Raw genomic sequence first — 11,964 nt, forward strand, 5'->3', positions numbered from 1 at the left:
GTCTTCTGAACGGTTGATCTGAGGTAGAGCCCATGCGCACATCTTTCGCGCGGAATGTCCGGCTGGTGGCTCTGGCCGCGACCACCGCGCTCACGCTCACCACCCTCTCCGCCTGCGGCGGCTCGTCCGGCTCCGGAGGCGACGCGGACTCCCTGGAGATGTGGACGTTCAAGCAGTCCCACGTCGGCGCCCTGCGCGCGGCGGCCAAGGAGTTCAAGGAAGAGACCGGCATCACCGTCACCGTCGAGGCGTACACACCCGACGACGCCTACACCACCAAGGTGCAGAGCTCGGCCAAGACCGGCGACCTGCCCGACGTCCTCGAAGTGCACTCCGACGGCGAGGACTTCGTCCTCGGCGCGGCCGGAGTCACCGCCGACCTCCAGGACGAGGTCCCGGACTCCTGGAGCGGACGCTTCCAGGAGGCGATCCGGGACTCGGGCACCGTCACCGCCCAGAAGTTCAAGGAGTCCCAGGCCAAGGACTCCACCTTCAAGGGCGTCGAGGAGAACCAGCGCTTCAGCGTGCCGCTGACCGCCGGCACCTTCGGCATCGTCTACGCCGACAAGAAGAAGCTGGCCGACGCCGGAATCACCGAGGCCCCCGCCACCTGGGAGGAATTCCTGGAGGCGCTGGAGGCCACCCACCACAAGGACCCCAAGAACGGAGGCGTCAGCCTCGGCCTCAAGGTCAAGTCCACCGGTATCAACTGGGTCCTCCAGCAACTCGCCTTCGCCCAGCTCGGCAAGGAGGACTACGAGAAGCTCTGGGGCCGGGACAAGAGCGCCGACTTCGGCTCGCCCAACGGCATCGAGGTCCTGTCCCTCTACGACCGGATCACCCCGTACTGGATGCCGGGCAGCCAGTCCCTCACCATCGACGAGGCCGACCAGGCGTTCGCCCAGGGGAAGTCGGCCTTCGCCATCGGCGGCACCTTCACCCTCGCCTTCCTCCAGCAGAACGGGGTGAAGGCCGACGACATCCTCGCCTTCGGACTGCCCGCCCCCCGGGACGGCGCGATACCCGACCGCGCGCTCGGCCCGATCGCACTGACCGGACTGAGCCTCACCGCCACCAGCGAGCAGCCCGACAACGCCAAGAAGTGGATGGAGTTCCTCTCCGGCACCGACGTCGCCGCCAACTTCGCCAAGGCCGGCAGCGACCTGCCCGCCACCGAACTCGGCGCCGACTCCGCCAAGGTCCTCGGCCCCGCGCTCACCGCCATGATGGAGAGCTTCCAGGGCACCCCCGAGACCACCTACGACCCGTACCTCAGCGACTTCCGGCCGCCGGGCTACGACCAGGACCGGGCCGGCGAACTCCTCGCCGAACTCACACCCCTGGGGAAGGAGACACCGGCGCAGACGGGCGCCAAGCTCCGCGGACTGAACAGCGACTACTGGGCGACGCAGTGACCACAGCGCCTCGCGGCACCGCGCACGAGAAGGCCGGGGGCGGCACGGACCGTACGCCCCCGGCCGGGGACACCACCGCCGCGGAGCGCCCCGGCGGCCCCGGCGCACGGCCCCCGCGCCGGCGGATCAGGACCGAGACCGTCTCGGGCTACCTGTTCGTCGCCCCCGCCGTCGTCCTCTTCGCCGTCATGGGCCTCTACACCGTCGGCTACGGCTTCCTGCTGAGCTTCGCGTCCTGGAACGGCTTCATGCCGCACTGGACCTGGGTCGGCCTCGACAACTACGCCGACCTGCTCTGGCGCAGTCCCGTCTACGCGCCCCGGGTGCGTGACGCGGGCCTCAACACGCTCTGGGTCATGACCGCCGTACCGGTGCTGACCGTCGTCGTGTCCTTTCCGCTGGCCGTCCTGCTCAACCGGGCGCGCCGGATGCGGTCCGTCCTCCGGTCGGTCTACTTCCTGCCGTACGTCACCAGCGGCATCGCCGTCTTCTTCGCCTGGCAGTACATCCTGAAGCCGGACGGCGCCGTCAACCTGCTGCTGGAGCAGCTCGGACTCGGCTCCCTCCAGCAGCCGCAGGGCTGGCTCGGCAATCCCGACACCGCCCTGCCCACCATGATCGTGGTCACCGTGTGGGGCGCCGTCCCCGTCTCCATGCTGCTGTATCTGACGGGTCTTCAGACCATCGACGCCAGTCTCCTGGAAGCCGCCGAACTCGACGGCGCCGGCTGGTGGCGCACCCAACTGTCCGTCGTCTGGCCCCTGTTGCGCCCGATCACCGCGATCGTCGTCCTGCTCAATCTGCGCGACTCGCTCCAGGGCTTCCAGACCTTCCTGGTGATGACCAACGGCGGCCCCGGCGACCACACCAACGTGCTCGGCCTGGAGGCGTACAGCCTCGCCTTCCTCAAGGAACTGCGGCCCACCCTCGGCCTCGCGAGCGCGCTCGGCTGGCTGCTGTTCGCCGCCGCCCTGCTACTGGCCCTGATCAATCTCCGAGCGCTGCGGAGCAAGACATGACGTCGATCCCCCCGGCCGGCACGCGAGACCGCACGACCGGAGGAGCACCCCGGGCGGGCGGCGGCGCCCCCTCCGGCGCGGCCCGTACCCGCCGGATCCTCGCCCGTACCGTCGTCGGTCTGCTGCTCGCCGGATACGGCCTGGTCAGCGTGTACCCGTTCCTCTGGATGGTGTCGGCCGCCTTCAAGGACAGGATCGAGGTGGTCCGCGGCGGTCATCTGATCCCGGAGAACCCCACCCTCGACACCCTGGTCGACACCTGGAACACGCTGCACTTCTTCGACTTCTTCCTCAACAGCCTGCTGGTCACCCTCTACACCGTGGTCCTCACACTGGTGATCTACGCGGCGGCCGGCTACGCCTTCGCCGTCCTGCGCTTCCCCGGACGCCTCCTCCTGTCGAGACTGTTCGTGTCGCTGCTCTTCGTGCCCGGTGTGACGGTGATGCTGCCGATCGTGCTCCTGGAGAACGAGCTGGGCATCCTCGGCACCCACTGGGGGCTGGTGCTGCCCTTCGTCAACGGCGGAGCCCCGCTGTCGATCCTGCTGATGACCGGCGCGTTCGCCGCCATCCCCGGCGAACTCCGCGACTCCGCGAGGGTCGACGGCGCGAGCGAGTTCCGGATCTTCCTCAACATCCATCTGCCGCTGGCCCAACCCGCCCTGATCACCGTGGCGTTGCTCACCGCGATCCCGACCTGGAACGAGTACCTGCTCAGCCGTGTCTCCCTCAACGACCGCTCGGCCTTCACCCTGCCGCTCGGCCTCCAGACCCTCGCGGCCGAGAACGTCCCCCAGTACAACAACCTGATGGCCGGAGCACTGATCGTGGTCATTCCCGTCGTCCTTCTCTTCCTCTGCCTCCAGCGCTACTTCGTCAACGGTCTCGTCGGGGCGGTGAAGGGCTGATGCGTGTCCTCGTCACCGGCGCCGCCGGACACATCGGCGGCCATGTCCGCGACGACCTGCTGGCCCACGGCCACCGGATCGTCGCCACCGACCTCGTCCCCGTCGACGACCCGAGGGCCGACCGCGTCCTCACCGGCGATCTGCGCGACCGGAACCTGGTCCGCGACGCCCTGCTCGGCGTCGACGCCGTCGTCCATCTCGGCGCCATTCCGCACCCCAACTCCGACGACGACAGCGACCTGTTCGCCACCAACTGCCTCACCGCGCACCGGGTGCTGGACGAGGCGGGCCGCGCCGGTGTCCGCCGCGTCGTCGCCGCGTCCAGCCTCTCCGCCGTGGGACTCGCCTGGTCACCGGTGCCGCAGTCGCCGCGCTACGTACCCCTGGACGAGGAGCACCCCCCGCTCGTCCAGGACCCGTACGGGCTCTCCAAGCTCGTCCTGGAGGAGACCGCCCGCGCCACCCACCGGCGCCACGGCACCGACATCGTCTGCCTGCGCCTCCCGTTCACCGGGACCGGCGAACGGCTGACGAAACAACTCGCCGCCGTACGCGCCGACCCGGCCGCCCACCGGAGGGACCTGTGGGGGTGGCTGGACACCAGGGACGCCGCCAGGGCCGTACGGTACGCGCTCCGCGCCGAACTGACGGGATGTCACATCCTCAATGTGACGGCCGACGACACGTCGTCACCGGTACCGACCGCCGACCTGCTCGAAGAGCACCACCCGGGCGTGCCCTCCTTCGCCGAACTCACCGGCCACGCCTCGCTGTTCGACACCTCCGCCTGCGCGCGCCTGCTGGGCTTCGCGCCGAAGCACCGCAGGGCTCCGGCCGGGGACGCGACATGACCCGGGCCGGTCGGGGGAGCGCGGCCTCGGTGACCTGCCCCCGGGGCCGTACGCCGCCGACCACCGCGCGGTGATCCGGCCCGGCCCCGAGCGTCGACCGCAGCACGCCGACCTCAGACCGCCGCCGGTGATCCGGCCCCGACGCCGAGCACCGACCGCCGCGCGCCGGGCGGGGGCCGGGCGACCCGGTGATCACCGCGGCTCCCGCAGGTCCGGGCGGTGCGCCCGCGCGGACCCCGACCGTCCGCGCGGCCGGGACCTGGGGTTAGGCTCGGGCTCGCCGCCGACTCGCGGCGGAGAAATCGGAGAACGCGCACCATGGACACCGCCCCGCTCCCCGCTCCCGGCCCGCTCACCTACCGGGACGCCACCCCGGACGACGTCAAGCCGCTCGTCGACCTCATAGAGTCCGCCTACCGGGGCGAGAGTGCCCGCGCCTCCTGGACCTCCGAGGCCGGTCTGCTGGAGGGGCAGCGCACCGACGTGCGGGGCGTGCTGGAGGTGATCGAGGCCGAGGGCAGCCGGCTGCTGATGGTCGAGACCGGCGGCGAACTCGTCGCCTGCTGCCAGCTCGAACACCGGGGCCCCGCCGCGTACTTCGGCATGTTCGCCGTCGACCCCCGCGCGCAGGGCGGTGGCCTGGGCAAGCGCGTACTCGCCGAGGCGGAGCGCCGCGCCCGCGCGGACTGGGGCGTCGGTGAGATGCACATGACCGTGATAATCCAGCGCACGGACCTGATCGCCTGGTACGAGCGGCGCGGCTACCGCCGTACGGGACAGCTGCTGCCCTTCCCGTACGGCGACGAGCGCTACGGCCTCCCGCAGATCGACGACCTGGCGTTCGAACTGCTGGTCAAGCCGCTGGACGACTGACCCGCCGCGCTCCGTACGGCGGTGGTCCGGCCGCCCGGGTGCCGGGTCCGAACGCCCCGCCGGGGCGCCGGGTCAGGCCGTGAAGCGGCCGGTGCGGCGGATCTCCGGGAAGTCGGTGGTCGCGCCGTCCAGGCCGAACGCCCGGACCAGCCGCAACTGCTCCGGTGTGTTCACCACCCACCCGATGACCCCGAGCCCCGCCGCGTGCGCGCGCTCGACGGTCTCCAGCGTGAGGCGCCGGATGTTAAGCGCCAGCGAGTCCGCGCCCACCGCGACCGCCCGGTCCACGACGTCACCGCCCCAGCGGCTGGCGATCAGCACCGTCCGTACGCCGGGCACCAGCGAGGCGATCTCCGCCACGGCCTCGTCGTGGAACGAGGACACCTCCACCCGGCCGACCAGCCCCCGCCGCCGGATGACCTCCGCCAGGGCGCGCGCCGCCGCCACATCCTTGATCTCCGCCTGGAGCGGCGACCGCACCGCGTCCAGGACCTCCTCGAAGACGGGCACCCGCTCGCCCCGTCCCGCGTCCAGCCCCCGCAGCTCCGCCAGGGTCCGCCCGGCGATCGGGCCCGTGCCGTCCGTCGTACGGTCCAGCTCCGCGTCGTGCATGACGACGAGAGCGCCGTCCTTGCTCAGATGAAGGTCGAGCTCGATGGCGTCCATGCCGGCCCGCTCGGCGTGCAGGAAGGAGCGCAGGGTGTTCTCGGGTTCGACACCCATCACTCCACGATGACCGATGGTGAGGAAAGTCAAGGCTGACTCGCTTCCGTCGTCGGCGGCTCCCGCGCGGCGCCCGCGCCCCACGCGGCCCGACGGCAAACCCTAGTGGCCACGGTGCGGATACGACCCTTCGCCGTCCGCGTACGTGCCGACAGCTGTTGTCCAAGGCGTAAGCGGCAGGAAAAACGCCGGTAAACGTGGGGTGCGGCAGGATAATTTGTGACCCCCGCCCTTGTACGGGAGAATCGGAGACCGATACGGTGCTTTGACGCCAGCTTCTCCCGTGGAGGACACGACATGACGGAAATTCTTGTGCAGGATCGGCCCGGAGGGCACGCGGCCGACGACACGCGGGTGGTCGACCACCCCGCCTGGGCCGAGCTCAAGAACGCCGTCGAGGAGATCCGTCCCTGGCAGTCCAAGGACGGCTCGGTGGACTTCGACGCCGAGAACGCCCCCACCCGGGCCCTCGCCGCGACCACACTGGGCCGGGTGACCGACGCCGTCGAGCGGCTGTCACCCCTGCTGCCGCACGACACCGCCTACCACACGGCGCTCGTCGCGGACCTCCGCGCCTGGGGCGACGGCGGCTTCGGCGTCCCCGACTTCCTGGACTCGCTGCTCGCCTTCCAGCCCGCCGCCGAACGCGTGGACCGGCTCCAGCACCTGGTCGTCTTCCCCATGTACACGCAGAACGGCAACCCCGACCGCAACCTCGAAGCGGTCGTCCTGCGCATGGTCTGGCCCGAGTGGCTCTCCGAACTGGAACGCACCCGCTACGACAACCCGCTCTTCTGCGGCATCACCTTCGAGGACTTCACCTCCGGGTACGACACCAACTCCGCCGTACTCTTCCCCGAGACCATCGCCGTCCGGCAGGCCCCCGAGCGCTTCAGCTGGGGCGGCATCTTCTGCGACCGCGAGGCCGCCCGCTTCCGCCGGGTCACCGACGCCGCCGTCGGCATCCTCGGCGTCGAACTCCCCGACGGCATCCGCGAGATGATCGGCGACCAGGACCGCTGCCAGCAGGCGTTCGTCCTCTGGGACATGATCCACGACCGCACCCACAGCCACGGCGACCTGCCGTTCGACCCCTTCATGATCAAGCAGCGGCAGCCGTTCTGGATGTACGGCCTGGAGGAGCTGCGGTGCGACCTCACCGCCTTCCGGGAGGCCGTCACCCTGGAGGCCGACGGCGTCGCGCAGGGCCGCGACGTGCAGTACGCGGTGCTCTTCGACCGGATGTTCCGCTTCCCCGTCACCGGCGCCCGCGAGCGCAACTACGACGGCCTCGGCGGCCAGCTGCTCTTCTCGTACCTCCACCGCCACGACGTGGTCCGCTGGACCGACAACACCCTGCGGATCGACTGGGAACGCGCCCCGCAGGTCACCCAGCAGCTCCTCGGCGAGATCGAGGCCCTCTACCGGGCCGGCATCGACCGCCCGAAACTGGTCCACTGGTTCGCCGCGTACGACCTCGTCTCCACCTATCTGGCCCCGCACCCCGGATCCCGCTGGGCCAAGGGCCCGGACGCCCTCGACCTCGATCTGCCGCCGCGCAAGCTGGTGGACGACGTGCTTCCCGACGAGTTTCCGCTGAGCATGTTCTACGAGGCCCTGGCCAAGAAGCTCAAGACCGTGATCGCGTCCACGCGCGGCATCACGGCCGCGGCGTGAGCACCCGGCGCCGTACGGGCTCCACGAGCCGCACCAGCAACGCGAGCGCCACCACGGCGCGGACCACGGGGGAACCGGTATGACGGAGAAGACGACCATGACCACACCCACCGGCACGGGGGCGCTCGACGGCGCCGTCGTCGCGGTCGCCGGAGCCGCCGGCCCCGCCGGACAGGCCACCCTGCTGCGCCTGGCCTCGGCCGGGGCGACGGTCGCCGCCGCCGACGCGAACGCGGACGCCCTCGCCGAGGCCGTCGACACCGTCCGCCGCGCCCACGGCGCCGCCACCGTCCTTGCCGACACCGTCGACCTCCTCGACCCAGAGGCCACCCGCGCCTGGGCGGCCCGCACCGAGAAGGACGCCGGCCGGGGCCGGATCGACGGACTGGTCCACCTGGTGGGCGGCTGGCGCGGCGGCAAGACCTTCGCCGCCACCGACCTCGCCGACTGGGACCTGCTGGAGAAACTGCTGATCCGCACCGTCCAGCACACCTCGCTCGCCTTCCACGAGGGCCTGCTGCGCAGCGACCGCGGCCGGTACGTCCTGGTCAGCGCCGCCGGCGCGAGCAGCCCCACGGCCGGCAACGCCGCCTACGCCGCGGCCAAGGCGGCGGCCGAGGCGTGGACCCTGGCGCTGGGGGACGACTTCCGCAAGGCCGGGGGCGACGAAGGACCGCGCGCGGCGGCTGCGATCCTGGTCGTCAAGGCACTGGTGCACGACGCGATGCGCGCCGAGCGCCCGAATGCGAAGTTCGCGGGCTTCACGGACACCGGAGAGCTGGCCGACGCCATCGCCGGGGTCTGGGACCGGCCCGCCGGTGAAGTGAACGGAAAACGCCTGTGGCTGACCCCCGAGTCATGAGGTCCCGCACGACGGCCGCGCGTGCGCACCACGATCCCGCCACGCGCGGCTTCGCCAGCGACAACTACGCCGGCGCCCACCCCGAGGTGCTGGCCGCGCTGGCCGTCGCCAACGGCGGGCACACCGTCGCGTACGGCGAGGACGAGTACACCGACCACCTCCAGCGCGTCATGCACGGCCACTTCGGCCCCACCGCCCAGGCGTTCCCCGTCTTCAACGGCACCGGGGCCAACGTCGTCGCGCTCCAGGCCATGACCGACCGCTGGGGCGCCGTGATCTGCGCCGAGTCCGCGCACATCAACGTGGACGAGGGCGGCGCCCCCGAGCGGGTCGGCGGCCTCAAACTGCTCGGCGTGCCCACCCCCGACGGCAAGCTCACCCCCGAACTGATCGACCGTCAGGCATGGGGCTTCGACGACGAGCACCGGGCCATGCCGCAGGTCGTGTCCATCACCCAGAACACCGAACTGGGCACCGTCTACACGCCCGACGAGATCCGCGCGGTGTGCGAGCACGCGCACGGACTGGGCATGAAGGTCCACCTCGACGGGGCCCGGATATCCAACGCCGCCGCCTCCCTCGACGTACCGCTGCGCACCTTCACCAACACCGTCGGCGTGGACGTGCTCAGTTACGGCGGTACGAAGAACGGCGCGATCCTCGGCGAGGCCGTCGTGGTGATCGACCCCGACTCGGTCCGCGCGATGAAGCGGCTGCGCAAGCTGTCCATGCAGCTCAGCTCCAAGACGCGGTTCGTCTCCGTGCAGTTGGAGGCGCTGCTCGCCGGTGACCTGTGGCTGCGCAACGCGCGGCACAGCAACGACATGGCGCGGCGGCTCGCGGCCGGGGTACGCGACGTCGACGGCGTCGAGATCCTGTACCCCGTGCAGGCCAACGCCGTCTTCGCCCGGCTGCCGCACGACGTGAGCGTGCGCCTCCAGAAGCGGTTCCGCTTCTACTTCTGGGACGAGGCGGCGGGCGACGTCCGCTGGATGTGCGCCTTCGACACCACCGAGGACGACGTGGACGCGTTCGTGCAGGCGCTCAAGGAGGAGATGGCGCGGTAGCGGGCGCTTTCGCGAACCGTGGCCGGACCCCACGAGCGGTGCATTACAGTAGACCTTTCCGTGCGCTGTGGTGCACCGCTTCCGTACGTCCCCAGGCAAGGCAGACGATGACCCTGACGCTCACCGTGTCGGACGAGGTGCGCTCCCTCGTCCCCGGTTTCACCCCGCTCGCCGTCGAGGCCCACGGGCTGGTCAACGGCCCCAGCACCGAGGCCGGTTCGGCCCTGCTGGACGACGCGACCCGGCGGTTGGCCGCCCGGCTCGACGGCCGCGCCCCGCACGAGGACCCGCACATGGTCGCCTGGCGCGCCGCGTACACGGCCTTCGGCAGCAAGCCGTCCCGCACCCGCAACTCCGGCGAGGCACTGGCCAAACGCGCCCTCGCGGACGGCGGGCTGCCCCGGATCAATCTGCTCGTGGACCTCTACAACGCGATCAGCGTCGCCCATCTGATCCCCGTCGGCGGCGAGGACATCGACCGCATCGAGGGCACGATGCGGCTCGTACGGGCCACCGGCGACGAGCCGTTCCACACCGCCGCGGGCGGCGAGCCGGTCGTCGAGCACCCGGACGCGGGTGAGGTCGTCTGGCGCGACGACGAGGGGGTCACGTGCCGGCGCTGGAACTGGCGCCAGGGTGTACGCACCCGGCTCACCGAGGAGTCGGTGAACGCGGTCTTCCTGCTGGAGGCGCTGGACCCGATGAGCCGGGAGGCGCTCGACGCGGCGGGCACCGAACTCGCCGAGAAGCTGGAGAAGTTCAGCCCCGGCGCCCGTATCACGGTCTATCCGGCGGGCTGACGCCGACGGGCCGGTGCCGTGCCGGGCGCGAGCCCGGCGGCACCGGCCGGTGGTGAAGTCCGCGGCCGGTGGTGAAGTCCGCGGCCGGTGGTGAAGTCCGCGGCCGGTGGTGAAGTCCGCGGGCCGGCGGTGAGGTCCGCGGCCGGTGGTGAAGTCCGCGGGCCGGCGGTGAGGTCCGCGGCCGGTGGTGAAGTCCGCGGGTCGTTCGGAAACGCATTGCCGTTCGTTCGCCGTCCCGGCGCGGTGAGGGTTCCTCCCGGCCGTCCGGACGCGTTGCCGTTCGTTCGCCGTCCCGGCCGGGGCGTCTTCTCCCGCCGTCCGGGACGGGGCCGTCCGCGCGGCTCAGCCGGCCTCGCGGACCTCGGCCGGTGTCGGAGCCGTACCGCCCAGGTGTGCCGGCACCCACCAGGTGTCGCTCGCGTCCTTGGGCCGTACCGGATAGGCGCGCTGGGCGGCTTCGAGCAGTTCCTGCACCCGCTCGCGCAGCCGCCGGGTGATCGCCCCCGCGTACTGGTCGGCGGGCGCCTCCACCGGCTCCCCGACCCGCATCGTCACGGGGATGTGGCTGCGCCGGAAGTTGCGCGGGCGCCCCTTGGTCCAGATCCGCTGGGTGCCCCACAGCGCCATCGGGATCAGCGGGACCCCGGCCTCCTGCGCCAGACGGGCCGCGCCCGACTTGAAGGACTTCAGCGTGAAGGACTGGGAGATGGTCGCCTCGGGGAAAACGCCGATGATCTCACCGGAACGCAGCGAGTCCAGCGCGTGCGCGTACGCGGCCTCACCCTGCTTGCGGTCCACCGGGATGTGCTTCATACCCCGCATCAGCGGGCCCGAGACCTTGTGCCGGAAGACGGAGTCCTTCGCCATGAAGCGGACGAGCCGCTTCTGGGGGAGGGCGGTGAGACCGGTGAAGATGAAGTCCAGATAGCTGATGTGATTGCTGACGAGCACGGCGCCGCCGGTACGCGGGATGTTCTCGGTGCCCTGAGTCTCGATCTTGAGGTCCAGTGCCTTGAACATCGTGCGGGCGGCACCGACGACCGGCCGGTAGACGAGCTCTGCCATCTGGAGGAGACCCTTCTGTTCCCGGGGAGGGTTCTCCCGACGGAAGCTACGCAGCCGTAGGTTTTCGGCATTGGGCAGATCGTGCCCCAAACAAGGGCCCGTGGCCAGTCCTGCCGTCGGCGCGGAGCGAGATTCTCATCACGTCATTCACGCGAGATCGGGGCGTTTGCCGCAGCTCAGGGCCGCGCGGCGGGCGCCCGGCGGAATAGGGTGCGGCCGTGGGACGCTCCTTCGGGGACGGTCACGACAGGACGCGCGACAGGGGCGCGGGACACGGGTGCGGCGGCGGATTCGGCGTCGGGCCCCGGTGTCGTACGGAACGGAGGCGACCGGTGCGCGGGCGACACGGTGAAACACGGCTCGGAGCCGCCGAGTTGGGCACGGAGTTGGGGGAGCGGGCCACGCTCGTGCAGTTCTCCACCGCGTTCTGCCAGCCGTGCCGCGCCACCCGGCGCACCCTGGCCGAGGTCGCCGCGATGGTCGACGGCGTCGTCCACGTGGAGATCGACGCCGAGGACCGGCTGGCGCTCGTAAGGGAGTTGGGCATCGTCACCACACCCACGGTGCTGGTGCTCGACGCGGCGGGCCGGACCGTCCGCAGGGCCGCCGGGGCACCGCGCAAAGCGGATGTGATCGCCGCGCTCGGGGCGGCGATCTCCGATACGGCGCGGGGCGGTTGACAGTCCCCCGGCGCGGCGGTGGAC

The 11,964-nt window shown here is 71.3% G+C and carries 12 protein-coding genes; 10 read left to right on the forward strand and 2 right to left on the reverse strand.

Features of this window, described 5'->3' with window-relative positions; translation table 11 throughout:
• Positions 1-32: 32 nt before the first annotated feature.
• The 5 genes from OG875_RS28710 to OG875_RS28730 all read left to right on the forward strand — a co-directional run bounded on the left by OG875_RS28710 (position 33) and on the right by OG875_RS28730 (position 5,066).
• Positions 33-1,415, forward strand: a complete 1,383-nt coding sequence (locus OG875_RS28710; protein WP_330177139.1) for an extracellular solute-binding protein — start codon at positions 33-35, stop codon at positions 1,413-1,415.
• Entirely contained in the window at positions 1,412-2,434 is a 1,023-nt protein-coding gene (locus OG875_RS28715) for a carbohydrate ABC transporter permease (protein WP_330177140.1), read from the forward strand. Before OG875_RS28710 ends, OG875_RS28715 begins: the two co-directional genes overlap by 4 nt.
• Positions 2,431-3,342: a carbohydrate ABC transporter permease gene (locus OG875_RS28720; RefSeq protein ID WP_330177141.1), complete on the forward strand. Its 912-nt coding sequence runs from the start codon at positions 2,431-2,433 to the stop codon at positions 3,340-3,342. Before OG875_RS28715 ends, OG875_RS28720 begins: the two co-directional genes overlap by 4 nt.
• Positions 3,342-4,193 (forward strand): NAD-dependent epimerase/dehydratase family protein, encoded by an 852-nt coding sequence (locus OG875_RS28725; RefSeq protein ID WP_330177142.1) that lies wholly within the window; start codon positions 3,342-3,344, stop codon positions 4,191-4,193. The genes OG875_RS28720 and OG875_RS28725 overlap by 1 nt, the downstream gene beginning before the upstream one ends.
• 318 nt (positions 4,194-4,511) lie before the next feature.
• Positions 4,512-5,066 (forward strand): GNAT family N-acetyltransferase, encoded by a 555-nt coding sequence (locus tag OG875_RS28730; protein ID WP_330177143.1) that lies wholly within the window; start codon positions 4,512-4,514, stop codon positions 5,064-5,066.
• 72 nt (positions 5,067-5,138) lie between these two features.
• On the opposite strand, the gene OG875_RS28735 is transcribed toward OG875_RS28730, so the two are convergent.
• Complete coding sequence (locus OG875_RS28735) at positions 5,139-5,822, reverse strand: glycerophosphodiester phosphodiesterase (protein WP_330177144.1); 684 nt, start codon at positions 5,820-5,822, stop codon at positions 5,139-5,141.
• A 264-nt stretch (positions 5,823-6,086) separates the two neighbouring features.
• Here OG875_RS28735 and OG875_RS28740 point away from each other — a divergent pair, with 264 nt between their 5' ends.
• The 4 genes from OG875_RS28740 to OG875_RS28755 all read left to right on the forward strand — a co-directional run bounded on the left by OG875_RS28740 (position 6,087) and on the right by OG875_RS28755 (position 10,195).
• Positions 6,087-7,466, forward strand: a complete 1,380-nt coding sequence (locus OG875_RS28740) for a DUF6421 family protein (protein WP_330177145.1) — start codon at positions 6,087-6,089, stop codon at positions 7,464-7,466.
• Between the two features lie 79 nt (positions 7,467-7,545).
• A complete protein-coding gene (locus tag OG875_RS28745) occupies positions 7,546-8,328 on the forward strand; it encodes an SDR family NAD(P)-dependent oxidoreductase (RefSeq protein WP_330177146.1) in 783 nt (260 codons plus the stop codon).
• Positions 8,325-9,395, forward strand: coding sequence for a threonine aldolase family protein (locus OG875_RS28750; RefSeq protein WP_330177147.1), 1,071 nt, complete (start codon positions 8,325-8,327; stop codon positions 9,393-9,395). The genes OG875_RS28745 and OG875_RS28750 overlap by 4 nt, the downstream gene beginning before the upstream one ends.
• 107 nt (positions 9,396-9,502) lie before the next feature.
• Positions 9,503-10,195 (forward strand): B3/B4 domain-containing protein, encoded by a 693-nt coding sequence (locus OG875_RS28755; RefSeq protein ID WP_330177148.1) that lies wholly within the window; start codon positions 9,503-9,505, stop codon positions 10,193-10,195.
• Between the two features lie 342 nt (positions 10,196-10,537).
• Here OG875_RS28755 and OG875_RS28760 read toward each other — a convergent pair whose 3' ends face one another.
• Positions 10,538-11,260 carry a lysophospholipid acyltransferase family protein gene (locus OG875_RS28760; protein WP_330177149.1) on the reverse strand — a complete coding sequence of 241 codons (723 nt, stop codon included), beginning with the start codon at positions 11,258-11,260 and terminating at the stop codon, positions 10,538-10,540.
• A 332-nt stretch (positions 11,261-11,592) separates the two neighbouring features.
• On the opposite strand from OG875_RS28760, the gene OG875_RS28765 reads away from it, so the two are divergent.
• A complete protein-coding gene (locus OG875_RS28765) occupies positions 11,593-11,940 on the forward strand; it encodes a TlpA family protein disulfide reductase (RefSeq protein ID WP_330177150.1) in 348 nt (115 codons plus the stop codon).
• Positions 11,941-11,964: the final 24 nt, after the last annotated feature.

The sequence above is a fragment of the Streptomyces sp. NBC_01498 genome (assembly GCF_036327775.1).
GTDB lineage: Bacteria > Actinomycetota > Actinomycetes > Streptomycetales > Streptomycetaceae > Streptomyces.